Source organism: Acinetobacter sp. ANC 3903 (assembly GCF_002135315.1).
Taxonomy (GTDB): domain Bacteria; phylum Pseudomonadota; class Gammaproteobacteria; order Pseudomonadales; family Moraxellaceae; genus Acinetobacter.
On the sequence record NZ_NEGA01000001.1, the window covers coordinates 43,025 to 60,648 of the forward strand.

General features: G+C 42.8%; 15 protein-coding genes. 8 read left to right on the forward strand and 7 right to left on the reverse strand.

The window, feature by feature from the left end; translation table 11 throughout:
• Nucleotides 1–155: 155 nt before the first annotated feature.
• The 4 genes from topA to B9T29_RS00235 form a co-directional block, all read right to left on the reverse strand.
• Complete coding sequence (gene topA / locus B9T29_RS00220; protein WP_086173991.1) at nucleotides 156–2,795, reverse strand: type I DNA topoisomerase; 2,640 nt, start codon at nucleotides 2,793–2,795, stop codon at nucleotides 156–158.
• A 37-nt stretch (nucleotides 2,796–2,832) separates the two neighbouring features.
• Complete coding sequence (locus B9T29_RS00225) at nucleotides 2,833–3,282, reverse strand: ammonium transporter (RefSeq protein ID WP_086173992.1); 450 nt, start codon at nucleotides 3,280–3,282, stop codon at nucleotides 2,833–2,835.
• Nucleotides 3,283–3,352: 70 nt separating this feature from the next.
• Nucleotides 3,353–4,351 (reverse strand): hypothetical protein, encoded by a 999-nt coding sequence (locus B9T29_RS00230; protein ID WP_086173993.1) that lies wholly within the window; start codon nucleotides 4,349–4,351, stop codon nucleotides 3,353–3,355.
• A 220-nt stretch (nucleotides 4,352–4,571) separates the two neighbouring features.
• Nucleotides 4,572–4,817 (reverse strand): SlyX family protein, encoded by a 246-nt coding sequence (locus B9T29_RS00235; RefSeq protein ID WP_086173994.1) that lies wholly within the window; start codon nucleotides 4,815–4,817, stop codon nucleotides 4,572–4,574.
• Between the two features lie 33 nt (nucleotides 4,818–4,850).
• Between B9T29_RS00235 and B9T29_RS00240 the strand changes: the two genes are divergently transcribed.
• The 3 genes from B9T29_RS00240 to B9T29_RS00250 all read left to right on the forward strand — a co-directional run bounded on the left by B9T29_RS00240 (nucleotide 4,851) and on the right by B9T29_RS00250 (nucleotide 9,108).
• Nucleotides 4,851–6,758 (forward strand): ATP-binding cassette domain-containing protein, encoded by a 1,908-nt coding sequence (locus B9T29_RS00240; protein WP_086173995.1) that lies wholly within the window; start codon nucleotides 4,851–4,853, stop codon nucleotides 6,756–6,758.
• A gap of 106 nt (nucleotides 6,759–6,864) precedes the next feature.
• The gene (gene lpxL / locus B9T29_RS00245; RefSeq protein ID WP_086173996.1) at nucleotides 6,865–7,800 is read left to right on the forward strand and encodes an LpxL/LpxP family Kdo(2)-lipid IV(A) lauroyl/palmitoleoyl acyltransferase; all 936 of its coding nucleotides are present in this window, start codon (nucleotides 6,865–6,867) and stop codon (nucleotides 7,798–7,800) included.
• Between the two features lie 207 nt (nucleotides 7,801–8,007).
• A complete protein-coding gene (locus B9T29_RS00250) occupies nucleotides 8,008–9,108 on the forward strand; it encodes a glycosyltransferase family 4 protein (protein WP_086173997.1) in 1,101 nt (366 codons plus the stop codon).
• Between the two features lie 95 nt (nucleotides 9,109–9,203).
• Here B9T29_RS00250 and B9T29_RS16410 read toward each other — a convergent pair whose 3' ends face one another.
• The 3 genes from B9T29_RS16410 to B9T29_RS00265 form a co-directional block, all read right to left on the reverse strand.
• On the reverse strand, nucleotides 9,204–9,353 hold the full coding sequence (locus B9T29_RS16410) for a hypothetical protein (protein ID WP_228146537.1): 150 nt from the start codon (nucleotides 9,351–9,353) through the stop codon (nucleotides 9,204–9,206).
• Nucleotides 9,353–9,886 (reverse strand): hypothetical protein, encoded by a 534-nt coding sequence (locus tag B9T29_RS16415; protein WP_228146538.1) that lies wholly within the window; start codon nucleotides 9,884–9,886, stop codon nucleotides 9,353–9,355. The genes B9T29_RS16410 and B9T29_RS16415 overlap by 1 nt, the downstream gene beginning before the upstream one ends.
• Nucleotides 9,887–10,181: 295 nt before the next feature.
• On the reverse strand, nucleotides 10,182–11,312 hold the full coding sequence (locus B9T29_RS00265) for an endonuclease/exonuclease/phosphatase family protein (protein WP_086173998.1): 1,131 nt from the start codon (nucleotides 11,310–11,312) through the stop codon (nucleotides 10,182–10,184).
• 189 nt (nucleotides 11,313–11,501) lie between these two features.
• Between B9T29_RS00265 and asd the strand changes: the two genes are divergently transcribed.
• From asd to truA, 5 genes are all read left to right on the forward strand, one after another.
• Entirely contained in the window at nucleotides 11,502–12,620 is a 1,119-nt protein-coding gene (asd, locus tag B9T29_RS00270) for an aspartate-semialdehyde dehydrogenase (RefSeq protein WP_086173999.1), read from the forward strand.
• Nucleotides 12,621–12,766: 146 nt separating this feature from the next.
• The gene (locus tag B9T29_RS00275; protein WP_086174000.1) at nucleotides 12,767–14,206 is read left to right on the forward strand and encodes a FimV family protein; all 1,440 of its coding nucleotides are present in this window, start codon (nucleotides 12,767–12,769) and stop codon (nucleotides 14,204–14,206) included.
• A gap of 70 nt (nucleotides 14,207–14,276) precedes the next feature.
• Complete coding sequence (locus B9T29_RS00280; RefSeq protein WP_171263934.1) at nucleotides 14,277–15,674, forward strand: hypothetical protein; 1,398 nt, start codon at nucleotides 14,277–14,279, stop codon at nucleotides 15,672–15,674.
• A 46-nt stretch (nucleotides 15,675–15,720) separates the two neighbouring features.
• Nucleotides 15,721–16,692, forward strand: coding sequence for an asparaginase domain-containing protein (locus B9T29_RS00285; protein ID WP_171263935.1), 972 nt, complete (start codon nucleotides 15,721–15,723; stop codon nucleotides 16,690–16,692).
• 12 nt (nucleotides 16,693–16,704) lie between these two features.
• Entirely contained in the window at nucleotides 16,705–17,502 is a 798-nt protein-coding gene (gene truA, locus B9T29_RS00290; protein WP_086174001.1) for a tRNA pseudouridine(38-40) synthase TruA, read from the forward strand.
• Nucleotides 17,503–17,624: the final 122 nt, after the last annotated feature.

The following is a 17,624-nucleotide window of genomic DNA, read 5'->3' on the forward strand; positions in this document are numbered from 1 at the left end:
ATGACACTGCCTTTGGTCTTACGAAGCAATGCTTCTCAGGGCGAAACCAAAGTAACATACAAGCTCCTCCCATCTAAGCTATTCACGGTAAACCCTAGTCGTGCCATTAACATAAAAAATGCCGACTTTCGTCAGCATTTTTCAGAACTTAAAACTTAAGCTTCAACCCATTTCCCATCCTGGAATACCAGGCTCCACTTGGTTTGCTTGCCTTCAGCATTTTCCGAACCAATATATTGAGACTGGTTCTTACGGCTGAATTTCACCAAAGTCGGATTCCCTTCAGGATCGACATCGGGCGCTTGCAGAATAAACTGATATTTTGGATCAAGCTGATCGGCCACAGTACGCAGTTCAGCAACTTTAGGGGCACGTGTTTCACGGACTTTCGGGAATTTACTTGCTGCCAGGAATAAACCTGCTGCACCATCACGAAGGACGAAGAAATCATCATGCTTGGTAGAACGCAACTGTTCCATCTTAATCGGATCTACACGTGGCGGTGCAGGCTGACCGCTCTTTAACACTTTACGGGTATTGTCACAGCTGGTGCAGGCAAAATAAGGTCCGAAACGGCCGGTCTTCAACTGCATTTCGCCATCACATTTATCACATGGAATGGTTGGGCCATCATAGCCCTTAATTTTGAACTCACCTTCTTCGAGTTCAAAACCGGCACAATCCGGGTTATTACCACAGATATGCAATTTACGACCGCCATCAATCACATAGCTGTCCATTGCCGTTTCACAAATCGGGCAACGTTTTTTCGACATCAAGTCTGCGGTTTCTGCTGAATCATCATCAGAAAGTGCTGCCAAAGATTCTACCGGGGTTAAATTCAGCGTACCTTTACAACGTTCTTTAGGCGGCAAGTTATAGCCCGAACATCCTAGGAACACGCCTGTTGTTCCGGTACGAATCTGCATAGGACGTGAACATTCAGGGCAATGTACGGCTTCCACTTCTACAGGCAGGTTACGGCGCATGCCACTTTCACCTTGTGCGGTGGTCAAGCGTTTTTTAAAATCGCCGTAGAAATTATCCAGCAATTCTTTCCAGTTACGCTGTCCATCAGCCACTTTATCCAGCTGACCTTCAAGATCCGCGGTAAAAGCATAATTCATCAGATTGTTAAAGTTTTCATCGAGACGATCCGTCACGATTTCACCCATCTTCTCGGCATACAGACGACGATTGTCGAGCTTTACATAACCACGATCTTGAATGGTCGAAATAATAGCCGCATAAGTTGATGGACGACCGATACCTTTTTTCTCTAGTTCTTTAACCAATGAAGCTTCGGTAAAACGTGCCGGTGGCTTGGTAAAGTGTTGAGATGGATCAAGTTTCTCAAGTTTGAGAATTTCACCCACTTTAACTGCCGGTAGCAAAATATCATCATCGGCTTTGTTTGCCCCGCGAACTTTGGTAAAACCGTCAAAAACTAAAGTACGACCTTTAGCCTTAAGTTCCACTCCATTGGCATCAACTAAAATAGTAGAAGACAGGTATTCTGCCGGTGTCATCTGACATGCAACAAACTGACGCCAGATCAGATCATACAAGCGCTGTGCATCACGATCGACACCGACCAACTGATCCCCTTTAAGGGAAACATTGGATGGACGAATCGCTTCATGGGCTTCTTGCGCACCTGCTTTATTACCATAACGGTTTGGCTTGCCAGGTAAGTACTTTTCACCGAACTCAAGTTCAATGTGATTACGAACCATATTGACTGCATCATCACTTAAGAATGTTGAGTCAGTACGCATATAAGTAATAAAACCTGCTTCATACAGGCGCTGTGCCATCGTCATGGTTTTCTTTACAGAAAAGCCTAAACGGGTACTTGCGGCCTGTTGCAAGGTCGATGTGATATAAGGTGCGCTTGGATTAACCTTGGTCGGTTTATCTTCACGCGTCGATACTTTATATTCGGCATCATTCAAGACTTTTAATAAAGCATCCGTTTGTGCCTTATTTTGCAGTTTTAAGGTTTTGCCACCTTGTTTGACTGCTTCTAAACGAATGTCATCTTTTTTAGATTTGGTATCTGCAAAAACCTGCCAGTATTCTTCAGGAATAAAAGCGCGAATCTCACGTTCACGTTCTACCACCAATTTTACTGCAACCGATTGCACTCGACCTGCCGATAAACCACGGGCAATCTTTTCCCATAGCAATGGCGAAATCATAAAACCGACCACGCGGTCTAGGAAACGGCGTGCTTGTTGGGCATTAACCTTATCGATATCTAAACGTGAAGGCTGTTTAAAGGCTTCCTGAATGGCATTTTTGGTAATTTCGTTAAAGACCACACGCTGATAACGTGAATCATCGCCACCAATGACTTCTTTTAAATGCCAGGCAATGGCTTCCCCTTCACGGTCCATATCCGTTGCGAGATAGATTTCATCAACTTGCGATGCCAGTTTTTTCAGTTCAGCAACCACATGTTCTTTGCCAGGAAGCACTTCATAGTGAGCTTTCCAATCGTGTTCAGGGTCAACCCCCATACGATTAACCAAAGCCGTTTGGGCTTTTTCAGCCTTTTGCTCATCGCTGAGTTTGGCACGTGATACAGGCTTTTTTTCTGTACTTTTAGATCCACCTGTCGGCAAGTCACGGACATGACCCACCGATGATTTTACAATGTAATCAGAACCTAGATATTTATTGATTGTTTTCGCTTTTGCAGGCGATTCCACAATCACTAAGGCACGTTTTTTCGCAGCACTCGGTGATTTTGCTGTGGTGCTTTTGGATGTTGACCGAGGAGCGTTCGCCATAGTTAACCATCATTCCTGTTGTAAAGAGGTCTATAAATTAAAATTCAGCCAGAGACTGTAAATATGTTTTGATGTCTTCTAACTGCGTTGCTCGAAGGTCTGATTCTTCATCCCAATAGAGTCCTACACAGTTTGCCTGCATATCAATAGCATAAATGCCCTTTAATGCAATGGGCAAATCGTTAAACTTCTCATCACCCTGCACAAGTTTCAGCTTTTGATCTTCTACACGTGCACGCATCAGGGGAAGTCTGGCATCAGGAATTAAAACACTGTAATAAGCAACCATACTGGCACGGTTCTCAGTTGCCATTGGAATTTTAGTCCAATCGGGAGCTGCAACTAATCGTGGATGCAAAGCCATCTTACGCGCTCTTTCACGCATCAATCCTAAAGCTTTCTCTCTTGGACTGACACGAAGTCCAAAAATTGAGCCCAGCACAAAAAGTACGATGAAGACTGTAATCCAAATTCCGGTATTTTCCATAGTACAACCTTTTTATTCCTTTATTAGAGTTGCATAAGCTGAATACAAAACGCAAGTTACAGCGATGAAATTAATTCAAGAACATCTCATGACTATACAGTATTTCACTGCCATTCCAGTAAATATATCCCTTCTCAATCAATTCTTTAAGTAACAATCGCACATCCGATTTAGGGAACATCTGCTCCAGTAAATCACGCAAGGCATAAATGTCTTTGGGTTTATCGGATTTTAATTCGCGTAATTTTTGCGCCACAATCACCTGAACAGGATCAATTTTGGAAAAGTTTTTAAATAACTCTTTTTGTGCTTGATAAAGACTATTTGCCGGTGCTGATTCGTCCTGCTGGGAAGATTCAGCAGATAAATCCGTCAAAATGGAGGAAAGGTTGGGTGCTTTTTCTACAGAAGTGTCCGGATCTAAATCCAGTTGCATCCATTGTTTCAGCAGTTTTTTACGGAAGCTGATCTGCTCGTCGTAACGTTTCACAATCTTGAGATTAATCAATAAACCAGTCAGTTGCTGTGCCTGATTATCCTCCACCTGCAAAATGTTGCTGATTGAGTTTTTCAGTTTCTCAAGCGTATTCGGCTTACCCTTCATTTTCCCCAAAGTATCACAGTATTTTTTAATCAAGAGCAAATCAGGTTTTTGCTTGATGGTTTCAGTACTGGGGATTTTATATTTTGAATTTTGCGAGGATTCTTCTGGCTGAATGTGAATCAGGCTACAATTCAGATTTGAAGACTGCATCATTTCCAGCAGCATTTCACTACTTGGCATAGCCGAGATCAGTTCAATAGAACTATCCTCATCTAACAGCGCTATCAGCTGCCCGACCACAACCGCATATTCAAACTCTTTGTGTTCGACTTCCGCAGTTTCCAGAATAACCACTTGCCCACTGCTGACCCAGCCTGAAAATTCAGTTAAATCTTCAAGAGAATATTCAAATTTTCCTTGGCAATTAAATAGATAAACCACCGCATAATGTTGAATGATATTACGCAACAGTTGTGCAGTCGGCATATTATTTTCAAGATCAAGAAGAACGACTTTATGATTCATCTTCGAATAGACAGTTCAGCTAGGCAGATGCGGTGCATTAGAACGGTAACCATGGCAAAGGTCAAATATTTTTGTGCTTTTGAATTTTTATTCAGCACCCTCACTCAGCCTGAGTGCCTTGCTTTTAAAGGCTAATGTCAAAGAGTAGAAAAAGTTCAATCCTTCTTTAAACAAAAAGCCCGGGTATATACCCGGGCTTTAATGCACAGATTGATTAAGCTCAATAATGCGGTGGCCGGTTGGTCATCGGGTCAAACGCAGCAATGCCTTCCGATAAATCTGCCGATTCCACACGTTGATACAATAACCGCATTTGTTTCTTTAAATCTTCAATTTCAATATGTTGACGCGTCACTTGTTCATTTAATTGTTCAACTAAATCATCTAAAAATGTAATTCGGACTTGCAAATCTTCTATGGGTGCGGAAAATGACGCCTGATCATTAAGATTTTTTTGTTTAGTCATTTTAAGTCCTCATTGGGGATTTCAGGAAACAGTATGGCCTATATTACTTTAAGGGATGTCCAACTTGCGTTTGGTGGACCTTCCCTGCTCGACGGCGCGAACTTCACTTTGGAACGCGGTGAACGAGTCTGTTTAATCGGCCGCAACGGTGAGGGTAAGTCTACTTTACTTAAACTCATTGAGGGAAGCTTGCTACCCGACCGTGGTGAAGTTTCTTTACAAAATGGTATCACCATCTCCATGCTGGCTCAGGATGTACCGATGGATTCCGGTAAAGTCGCTGACATTGTCGCCGATGGTGCAGGTGAAGCCGCAGAAGTATTAAAAGCATATCATGAAGCCAGTAATGCCTGTGTACTCGGTGATATGGAAGCTTGCGACCGTATGGGTCACTTGCAACATAAAATGGATCAGCTGGATGGCTGGGCTTTAGAAAATAAAGTCAATTCCATTTTAAGTAAAATGGGTCTAGATCCGGATGCCGATTTAGCCGATTTATCTGGTGGTCGTAAACGTCGTGTACTGCTTGCTCGTGCATTGCTGATGCAACCCGATGTTTTACTACTCGACGAACCGACCAACCATCTGGACGTTGAAAGCATTGAATGGCTGGAAAAATTCCTGCTCGATCAAAATAATTTAACCTTATTATTTATTTCGCATGACCGTTCATTTGTCGACAGCATTGCTACCCGTATTGTCGAGTTGGACCGTGGTCAATTGCGCAGTTTTGAAGGCAACTATTCACGTTACCTTGACCTTAAAGCGCAGCAAATGGAAGCGGAAGAAAAGCAAAATGCTTTATTCGACAAACGTTTAGCTGAAGAAGAAGTCTGGATTCGCCAAGGGATTAAAGCCCGTCGTACCCGTAACGAAGGTCGTGTACGTGCATTAAAAGCATTGCGTGAAGAATCAAAAGCACGTCGCTCGCAGCAAGGCAAAGTTAGCATGGCAACGCAAGATGCCAACCGTTCGGGTAAATTGGTTTTCGATATCGAACACTTAAGTGTGACCTTCGGTGACAATGCTCCAATCATCAAAGATTTCTCTGCATTGGTCCTTCGTGGTGACCGTATTGGTTTAGTCGGTGACAATGGTGTGGGTAAAACCACGCTAATCAAAGCCATTTTAGGTGAAATTGAACACGGTGGTTCGGTCAAAACCGGAACCCAGCTGGAAATTGCCTATTTCGACCAACTGCGTAATGCACTTGATCTGGAAAAATCGGTTAAAGATAACGTGTCTGAAGGTTCGGACTTTGTCGATGTCAACGGTGGCCGTCGTCATATCTACAGCTATCTACAAGATTTCCTGTTCTCGCCTGAACGTGCGCGTACTCCAGTAAAAGCCTTGTCTGGTGGTGAACGTAACCGTATTCTATTGGCAAAACTGTTACTTAAACCATCGAACCTGATCGTAATGGATGAGCCAACCAATGACCTGGATATGGTGACGCTTGAGCTATTAGAAGAAATGCTGGGTGGTTATACCGGCACATTACTTTTAATCTCGCATGACCGTGCATTTATGGACAATGTGGTCACATCGACGTGGGTGTTTGATGGTAAAGGCAATATCGATGAATACATCGGTGGTTATCAGGATTATCTGGAACAACGTCCTGATCAAACTGCTGTTGATCAAAAAAGTGATGTGAAAAAAGCCTTGGCCAAAGCTGAAGCAGCGGCTGCCGCAGCAGCACCGAAGAAAGTGAAACTCAGTTATAAAGATCAGCGTGCTTTAGAGCAGCTGCCGGCTGAAATGGAAGCGCTGGAAAAAGAGCAAGCTGAAATTAACGCTCAACTTGCAGATGGTGCTTTGTTTATTTCAGATGCCGATCAAGCCATGAAACTTTCCAATCGCTTAACTGAAATTGATGAGCTGTTACTGGAAAAACTAGAACGTTGGGAAGAATTAGAAAATCTTGTTAACGGCAACTGATCTGATTGATCATACGGGCACCTGTAATTAACCTTACAGGTGCTTTTTTATTTAAAAAATAACTTCATGTTACACTTGCAAAAAACTTTTGTTCAAAATGGTCACTATGAGTAAAAAGCCAGATTACCAACCCGGAAAATTCCAATGGTCATTCCTGCTACCTCAATATTGGGGTATCTGGATTGGAATTGTGTTCCTGATGATTTTGGCGATTTTACCGTGGGCCATTCAGCACCGCTTGGCAACCTTTATTGGCAATATTGCCTTTAATCAGCTTAAATCACGCCGTAAAACCGCGATTCGAAATTTAGAACTCTGTTTTCCTGAATGGTCAGCTGAACAGGTTCAGGAAAATACCCGACAGGTTTTTGTTGACCAGATGATGGGTATTTTTGAAACTCTGAATGCCTGGTACTGTCCACAGTGGTTTAAGGGTCGTGTCAGTATTGAAGGTCTGGAACATCTCCAAAAAGCACAAGCCGAAGGCAAAGGGGTTTTATTGTTAGGCACTCACTCTACTTTGCTGGATGCTGGTGGCTACCTTTGCGCCCAGTATTTCGAACCGGATGTGGTCTATCGTCCGCAGAATAACCCACTGCTGGATATGCTGATTTACCGCTGCCGCGCCACCATTTATACCCACCAGATTGATCATGACGATATGCGTGGTTTAATTCGTCATTTAAAAAATGGTCGTGCCATTTGGTACAGTCCCGATCAGGACTATGGCCTAAAACAAGGCGTGATGGCACCCTTTTTTGGTGTGCCTGCTGCAACGATGACCGCACATCGTCGCTTGATTAAAATGACCAAAGCTGCCGCTATTCCGCTGTATTTTTATCGTGATGGTGATATTGCCAATCCCCGATATAAAGTACTGATTGAAGCTCCCGTAGAAAATCTGCCGAGCGAAGATGAAGTAGATGATGCCACACGCGTCAATCGGATTATTGAAAATCAGCTACGTATTGCCCCAACCCAATATATGTGGTTCCACCGTCGCTTTAAAACCCGCCCTGAAGGCTTTGAGGAAATCTATTAATAAGACAATTAAGAAAGCTCACATAGAATCCGCTATCGTGTGAAGGCGACAAGGATGTCGCCCGTTTGACTGCGATATCATGGATGTGTCGTCAGTCCAACAAATGGTTTTGTTACTTTTGCCGAAACAAAAGTAAGGAATAAACTCCAAATATTGGATAAATAAACGGTAAAACTCCGCTTTGCGACAATCCTAAAGGCAAAAGACATGAAAGTGATGCAACTTCTTCCTGAACTTAATAGCGGTGGCGTAGAACGCGGCACCCTTGAAATTGCCCGTGCCCTAGTTGCAGAAGGTCATGAGTCTTTGGTGGTTTCCAATGGTGGCCGGCTGGTAGCGCAACTTGAAGTAGAAGGCTCAAAACATCTGACTTTGGCCATTCATAAAAAAGCCCTCTCGAGCTTATGGCAAATTCGCCCATTACGTCAGCTGATTGAGCAGCATCAACCCGACATTGTACATGTGCGTTCCCGTGTACCTGCATGGCTGACCCATTTTGCCTTAAAAGGAATTCCTGCAGAGCGTCGTCCGCATCTGGTCAGCACCGTGCATGGTTTCTATTCGATTAACCGTTATAGCGCAATCATGATCCAAGCTGAAAAAGTGATTGCCGTATCGGACAGCGTGGTCAAATACATCACTGACAATTACAAAAATTGCCCAGCACAGGATATTGTCCGGATTTACCGTGGCATTGACCCTGCCGCTTTTCCGCATGGTTATCAGCCTTCTGCGCAATGGCTGAATCAAACCTTTAAAGATTTTCCTGAACTGGAAAACAAGTTTTTAGTCTGTCTTCCCGGACGGATTACCCGCTTAAAAGGTCATGAAACCCTGATTGGATTGGTTGAAAAATTACAGCAACACTATCCCAATTTACATGCGGTGGTGGTGGGCGGAGCTGACCCGAAAAAAGCGGCCTACCTCAAAGAAATGCAGGAAAACATTCAAGCCAAAAGTCTCACGGAAAAAATCACCTTTGTCGGTCACCGTTCAGATATTCGGGAGTGGCTCGCCTTTTCTGATGTGGTTTTATCGCTTTCCAATCAGGCGGAAACTTTTGGCCGTACGGCTTTAGAAGCATTATCTGTCGGTACGCCCGTGATTGGCTGGAACCGAGGCGGTGTAGCAGAAATTTTATCGAAGCTTTATCCGCAGGGTTTAATTGAAGTCAATGATCAAACTGCGCTTTTCAATACAGTGAAGCATCATATGGATGAACCTCAAGAGGTTAAGCCGGTGACGATATTTAGCTTAAAAGAAATGTGCGATCAGACGCTGAATTTGTATAATCAGATTCTGAAATAAAGTTAAGTCTATTTATATCCCGGCCGCTTTTCATCTTGTCGTAACAGATTAAAGCGGACTGGGCAAAATATAAAATTGAATCAATCTAGAAATCATCAATGTTCTGTTCCTGCATAAATCCACATAGGTTCAGTTTGTCCTGCACGAACAAAACCGATTGCTTGATAAAATTTTATGGCTTGATGTTCCGCAACCAGTATCTTTTGGTGAAAATCTTTATATTTTAATAACATTGCTTCCATCATTAATCGCCCCCCAATTTTTGAAAATTGGGATGTACCAGCAAATGTGGAAAATACACCACCACCTGCCTGGCTGTCACCAGACTATGTGAGTGATGTAATACCGCCATCAGCTGAGCTGGCTTCTGGGCGGATGACCAATGATTTGCCCGATAAATTTTTAAGACTTCTTCTTCATCAACTTCATCATGCATGGATATTGCAAAAGTCATAGCCTGATACCCTTTCCACACTCTAAACCTTGCCATTAACCAGATCAGCAAAGGCCAGAAAATGGTATTGATCATATCGTGCATGCTGGCTCCCACGCGCCAATAACCATGCTTGATCAAATCATTACGGGCATCCAACAGCTCTGCAGCAATTGCAACAACAACCACAGCCAAAATCGCCCACTTCGACTTCAACTGAGGATGGTGGAAAAACGCCACGATAAAGAATAGCACCAGCCCCGCATAAATATATAAAGCATCACGTGATAGTTCAGTAAAATTTACGACATAAATTTTAAGTTCTTGAAATATTGATAAATACATGGCTGAAATTTTATTTTCAAGAGGTTATATAAAAGCATAGACCCGAGTTCTGCATCCTGCAAAACTCGGGTACATGAGGTTGTGCTTTCAAATGTTATTTTTATTCTGTTATTGCTATCCATTGCTGCATCATATCCATGATGACTTTCTATCAGCCATGTGTTTCATCTTCCATAATGGGATTTTCCTTTCCCGGCTCCTTGGCTGATGAGTCTAGATTAAATAAGTTTCGAAAAAAGAACCATTCGCAATTGACCTAAATTCATGTAAGCCATTTCGTACACTTTTCTATTATTTACTCAGCTTGCTTGATTGCATTTTTATAGCTCTGGGCAATTTCATCGGTGACTGGTTTTTCTTCTTTTTCAGCTTTTTCAATACCTTCTTTTATTGTTTCTTGTGCCTGCTGCTCATCGGCATCCGTTTGCTCCAGTTCTTCTTGCACCCGTTCAAAAACACGTCCTGTCTGTAAAACTACATAGACCGGAAAGTGATCCGAGCCGATATGCGGTAAACGTTTCATGCTAATCAGCGCAAAATCGGTACTGTGAAAAATATGATCCAGTGACCAACGCAATAAGGGATAATCGGCATGGAAGGTATTGACAAAGTGACGCCCCACCCGTGGATCGAGCAAGCCACTAATGCGCTGAAACAGTCGGGTCGTTCGCGACCAAGCCACATCATTCAAGTCTCCCATCACAATACAGCTTTCATCCAGATCCTTGATCTGGTCACCTACAATTAATAGTTCCGCATCCCGTAGCATCGAATCTTTCGCTTCAGTGGGGCTCGGTGGTTTGGGATGCAGACAATAAAGCTGTACCGGCTGGCCTGAACGTAAAATGACTGTGGTATGAATGGAAGGTATCTCATTACTTAAAATGAACTTGACCTCAGTATCCTTCAGCTCTAAACGGCTATACAGGTGCATGCCATATAAATTATCTAACGGTACAGCCACACGAAAGGGATAATCTTTTTCAATGACGAAAAGTGCTTTTTGCCAGACCCGATCTGATTCTAGAGTTAACAGCAAATCTGGCTGATGCTTTTGAATCTGCTCAATCAGCAACTGGTATTGGTTATTCGGCGTCAGTACATTGGAAATGATCAGGGAGATTTGCTTGTCAGGATTCAGCTGATGTTTGCGAACATGCTTGACCTGCTTTTTCCAAAGAAAGGTATAAGGCAGCACCATTTTGAGCTGATATGCCAGTGCCGCGATCAGGGCAATAACAAGTATTTCACGCTGCAGACTCCAGGGTCGATCCCAGACCAACAATAAAATAAAAGCAATGAACCCTAAAACCAGAATTTGTAACCGTGGAAAATCGGCACCTCGAATCCACCACTCATCCCGTGGAATCAGTGACCAGAATGTCAGCCATATCACTAAAACTGCAATTATTTCCACCCAAATCATCAGCTTTACTCTGTTTATCTTGGTAATTCGATCTGCAGTTGAAAAACTTTATCAATTTTGTATGTAACATAAACAAGATATTTCTCTCAATAATATTGATGTTTTGATTATGTAGTACTTGCAGTCACGTCCCTTTTTGATACACTCGAATCCCTTTTGATTTTTTTTAACGCACCGAGGCGAAGTGGCATGAAAGTAGGTCTGGTCGGTTGGCGCGGGATGGTGGGTTCCGTCCTTATGCAACGTATGGTTGAAGAGAATGATTTTGCTCATTTTGAGCCATTCTATTTTTCTACCAGTAATGCAGGTGGTGAAGCACCTGCGTTTGGCGGTAAGACTGCCCCAGCACTTATGGATGCAACAGACATTAACTGTCTGAAGCAAATGGATGTCATTATTACCTGCCAGGGTGGCGATTACACCACTGAAGTTTTCCCGAAACTGAAAGCTGAAGGCTGGAATGGTTACTGGATTGATGCGGCATCTACCTTACGTATGGATGATGAAGCCATTATCGTGCTTGACCCTGTCAACATGAATGTCATCAAAGATGGTTTGGTGAATGGTACTAAAACATTCGTTGGTGGTAACTGCACAGTTTCATTGATGCTGATGGGCTTAGGCGGTCTGTTCCAAAACAACTTGGTGGAATGGGCAACTTCAATGACTTATCAGGCGGCTTCTGGTGCAGGCGCGCAAAACATGCGTGAACTGATCAACGGTATGGGCTACTTGTATAACAACACTAAAGATTTGTTAGACGATCCTAAATCACCGATTTTAGACATCGACTCTAAAATTGCAGCGCTACAACGCGGTGAAGGTTTCCCTGCGGCAAACTTCGGTGTGCCTTTAGCTGGTTCTTTAATTCCATATATCGACAAGCAGCTTGAAAGCGGTCAGTCGAAAGAAGAATGGAAAGGCCAGGTTGAAACCAACAAGATCTTAGGCAATCAACAGATTGTACCTATTGATGGTCACTGTGTTCGTATTGGTGCAATGCGTTGCCATTCTCAAGCGATTACCTTGAAACTGAAAAAAGACATTCCGTTGAACGAGATCGAAGACATTATTGCAAATGCAAATGACTGGTCTAAAGTAGTACCAAACACTCGTGAAGCGTCTATGACTGATCTGACTCCGGTAGCAGTCACAGGTACCCTGTCTGTTCCAGTGGGCCGTTTACGCAAGCTGAACATGGGTAAAGAATACCTTGGTGCATTCACTGTCGGCGATCAGCTGCTATGGGGTGCTGCGGAACCTTTACGTCGTATGTTACGTATTTTGATTGATTACAAAAATGCTTAATTGCTAGATGCAAGAAAAAAAGAAAAGCCGGTCTCAATTGATTGGCTTTTTTTATGTATCCTTTATGTTATTGTTTTACAATTCTTCAACAGCTAGTTAATCTATAACCGTCGCAATGCCATAAAAAAATCGAGCTAAAGATTAAGATGACCGTATATAACAAATTAAAGATAGCCATTTTAGCCATTATTGCTTCGCAGAATATTCATGCGATTACTATTGATCCTATTCAAATTCAATCTGCGCCAGGTGAATTACTGTATGCCGAAATGAATTTTCGCAATGCTGCTCCTCAGGCACAAATACAAGCCAGCCTGGCAAATGCGGAAGATATTGCAACTTTAGGGGTTGCCTATCAACCTCCCGGCCATCTCAATTTCTTTACCCGTCGCGATAGCTCGGGGAATGGTGTGATTACTATTACCTCTTCACGCCCTTTAACTGAAGCCGAACTCAATATTATTATTAAAATTCAGGAAGGCAACGCGACACGTTTACAGCATATTAAAACACCCCTGCAACGTAGCTCGGCAAAGGCTCAGGCACGAATTACTGGCAATGAAAAACCTTTAACCCCAATCACTATTGTGAATGAAAAAGATATTGCTTTACAGCTGCCTGAAAGCAGGCAATATCAGGTTGCTCAAGTCCAAACCAACACTGCTGCATCTTTTGGCACACCATTAAAGCTTCAAAAGTCAGCTCCGCCAAGCTTAAATACTGGCATATCTGTACCGACAGTCGTTTCATCTATGGCCATGCCTGCAGCTCAAACTGTAGTACAGCCCAATCAAGCTGCAGCAGCTGCACAAAAAACGGCAACTCCCGAATCTGCCAGCACAAAAAATCCGATCAAAAGTACCAGTAACAGCCCGTTTTCTGCAGATCCATTAGCGAAACAATATGCCGAATCCCGTTCTAAACAGCTTGCGGCAAATACAAGTGCAGAAAAACCGGCTCAGCAAGCTGCTGTAAAAGCCAAACCAGCAGTAACAGCGCCAACTCCATCTCCTCATCCTGCTGTTACCGCACAAACCACAAAGCATGTAGTGCAATCCAATGAATCGCTCTGGGCGATTGCATCACGCGTGGCGACTGAGCAAAATCGTCCGATTGGCGAAGTAATGAAACAAATCAAAACCAACAACGAACATGCCTTTATTCAAGGCGATGTGAATCGTTTACGCCGTGGAGCGGCTTTGAATTTAAATCCCGCAGGAAACGCTAAAGAAGAGCAAAAAGCCAAAGTTACCCATTTAGCCAAAGCACCATCCCACCCGTCTAAGCAGTCGGCCAAGGCCAAATATCGCTTGAATCAGGCAGAAATGAGCCTGGTTGCAGAGAAAGAACAAGATTCAGCCAGCGGTTCTGCCAAAAAGAACACGGAAAAAAATCAAACTTCAAACGAGTTGTCATTAAAAGTTATGACATCACGTGAAAAAACCGTTAAATTACAGAGAAACGTAACACAATTAGATTTGGCACTGCATCAAAAGGATCACAGAATTCAATTATTAAATACTCGTCTTGCTCAATTGCAACAACAATTGAAAGCACAGCAAGCAGAGAAAAAGCCAACACACTAAGGTGTTATACAATTTGATTTTTTAGGATGGGTTCCATTGATAACGACTCAATCCTGCAAGGGGTAACAACATGCTGCTTTATGTGATTCCGTTTATATTGTTATTAGTGATCGCATTTGTATTAAAAAAACGTGACTCAAATAAACAGGCAGAAGAAGCGTCAAAAGCGAAAAAAGTCACTTCAACCAAAAAGTCACCGCAAAAAACTCAAATTGTGGAAAGCTCGGTGGTTACCAAGAAAGAAACCACCCCTTTAGCTGCTGATGTACGCAATAAAATTGAAAAACTAATTCACGAAAACAATTTTTTCTCTGCTGAAGCACAAATTAACCAGGCTTTAAACAAAGACAATTCACAGCATGAGTTGTATTTACTGTTACTTGATATTCATATCTTGCAGAAAGACGAATTTGCAATTAATCAACTGATTAATCATCTGCGTTCATTAGAACTGGATGATTTTCTAGAACAGGCACTAGCTAAAAAAGAAGCTTACGAAAAAGAAGCTAATGAAAAAGTATCCTCTAAGTCTACAGATACGATTGATTTTAAACCTGCATCCAGCATATCAAGTGCTAATGATCCAGTAGCCAAAGAACCGAAAAGTACTTCTGATTTTGACGCACTGATGAGTGCGGATGTACCAGCCAAATCAGGCAATGATCTTTCATTTGATCGATTACAACAAAAATCGCTTTCAGCTCAACCAGAAAAGGAAATCACACCTCTTGATTTCAATTCTGTATCTTTCAATACAGCACCAAAAGTAGAAACATCAACGACTCCTGTTGAAGAAGTCACACCTCTAGATTTCCATACTTTATCTTTAGGCTCAGCAACCAAGTTAGACACAACGCCAGCACCTGCTGAAGAAATCAAGCCTTTAAATTTTAGTGATTTTAATCTTGAGCCTGCACCTGTAGCAGAAACCAAAGTAGAAACCGCTCCTGTTCAGGACATTCAACCTTTAGATTTCTCGTTTAGTTTAGATACTGCAGCAACTGAACAGCCAGCAATTGAAAAAACGCCTCATATTGAACCTGTTCTAGAAGAAAAGCCTGAATTTAATTTTGATTTCTCGCAAACAGAAACTGTTGCAGCACCTGAAGCCAAAATTGCGCAGGAAGAAACTAAGCCAAGCTTAGATCTGGACTTTAATTTAGAAGCTGCTACCACAATTGAAGAGCCTGCTGTATCAGCAGCGCCAGCGAAAGCTGCAGGCGTAAACTTTGATATTAGCAATGTCAGCTCATCTGCATCCAAAGCAGATAAAAATGATCCATTGGTTCAATCCTTCCCTGAGCTGATTGAAGTAGATGAAATCAGCCTGAATCTGGAACTGGCACAGCAATATATTCAACTGGGTGCATTTGAATCGGCACGTGAATTATTGGCAGAGCAAGAAGCCGGATATACGACTGAACAACGCCAGCAAGCAGATCATTTGCGTAATCAAATAGCATCTTAAGCGATTTCGATCTACTATAAAGCAGTCATCCTTGGCTGCTTTTTTTATGATGAAAAAAATAGCGTTAATCTATATGGGCGGTACATTTGGCTGTATTGGTGATCCACTTAGCCCTATGCCTGCTGAGCAATTTATTCCAAAACTGCAACACATACTCCCTCTCGATCAGCAGATTGAATGTTTTGTTGCACCAGTCATTCAGGACAGCAGTGCCTGCACAGCCACAGACTGGCTGAAACTGATCCAGTATATTCAACAGCTTCAGCTACAACAGTTTCAGCATTTTGTGATTATTCATGGTACCGATACCCTCAGTTATGCCAGTGCCGTGCTGTCACGCTTTCTGGGTCAATCCGCGCATGTGGTCATGACTGGAAGCCAGTATCCCCTATTAAATGCTGCGGGAGACAATACCCGTGAATTTACCGATGCCATTGATAATTTAAACTTTGCCCTAGACTGTACAGTTAAATATCCTGTTGGAGTGTATTTAGCCTTTCATCATCATTTGGTTCATGCCCAGACGGCATTAAAAATCCATACCACAGAACTGGATGCCTTTAACGGGGTCAATGCAGCACAGCCAATCACTCTATCCAGCCAATATCATATTGTGCAGGAGAATGATATCAGCAAGGCAGCGACATTTAACTGCTTAAGTTTAATGGCACAGCCGATCGCCATAGAACAGCAAATTGCTAACTTAAAAAATTTACAACAACATCCTCCTCATGTTCTGATTTTACAAGGCTTCGGTACAGGCAATTTAGCGGTCAATCAGGAATTCATTGCTACGCTTCATGCTATACACGCGCAAGGCTGCGCGATTGTTCTTACCACTCAAGTCCCTTTTGGCACGATTAACCAACACTATGCCGTGAGCGAATGGACTCAGCATGCCAATATCATCATCAGTGATTGTTTGGGACATGCAGATCTTTATGCAAAAGCACTGAAAATGTATTTACAATACGATAGCGTAGACCAGTGGCATGCTCACTGGCATGATTCAGTGTAAATAGAGGTAAATATGCAACGTTTTGCGGTCGGTATTGAGTTTTCTGGGGTTGAGTATCGAGGATGGCAAACTCAGCAAACTGGCGTGCGTAGCGTACAGGAAACCATTGAAAAAGTACTGTCCAAAGTTGCAAATGAACCGATCATGCTACATGGCGCAGGTCGTACCGATGCTGGCGTGCATGCCACCAATATGGTGGCGCATTTTGATACTCAAGCCATCCGCAGTATTGATGGCTGGCTGATGGGCTCAAACAGCCAACTCCCTAAGGATATTTCAATACAATGGATTAAAGAAATGGATATGGCATTCCATGCCCGTTTCAAAGCACAAGCACGACGTTATCGTTACGTGGTGTATAACAATCCAGTGCGTCCCGCATTACTTTATAAACAAGTTACCCATGTATATTATCCGCTTGATTCAGACAAGATGATTGAGGCTGCGAAAAAATTTGAAGGTACCCACAACTTTGAAAGTTTCCGTGCCGCAGCCTGCCAGTCCAATCAACCGGTGCGTCATGTCAAGCATTGTCGCCTGATTCAACATGGTTGCTATCTGGTTCTGGATATTCAAGCTGATGGCTTCTTGCACCATATGGTACGCAACATCATGGGCTGTTTACTGGAAATTGGTCAGGGCATGTATGACATCGACCACATTGATGCAATTTTTGCTGCTGAAGATCGAAAAGCAGCAGGAATCACTGCTCCACCAGATGGCTTGTATTTTATCCATGCAGATTATCCGGAACAGTTCGATCTTCCGAAACAGCCCTTGGGACCGCACTGGTTAAATATGCTGGAATAAAAGTATCATCTAAATTTGAAGTGTTCATTTAAAAATAAATACCTTCACTAACCCCTCCTAACAGGAGGGGTAAAGTTCCTCCCTGATCTAGACTTAAGCATTGCTTTAAGTCGCAGTGCAAG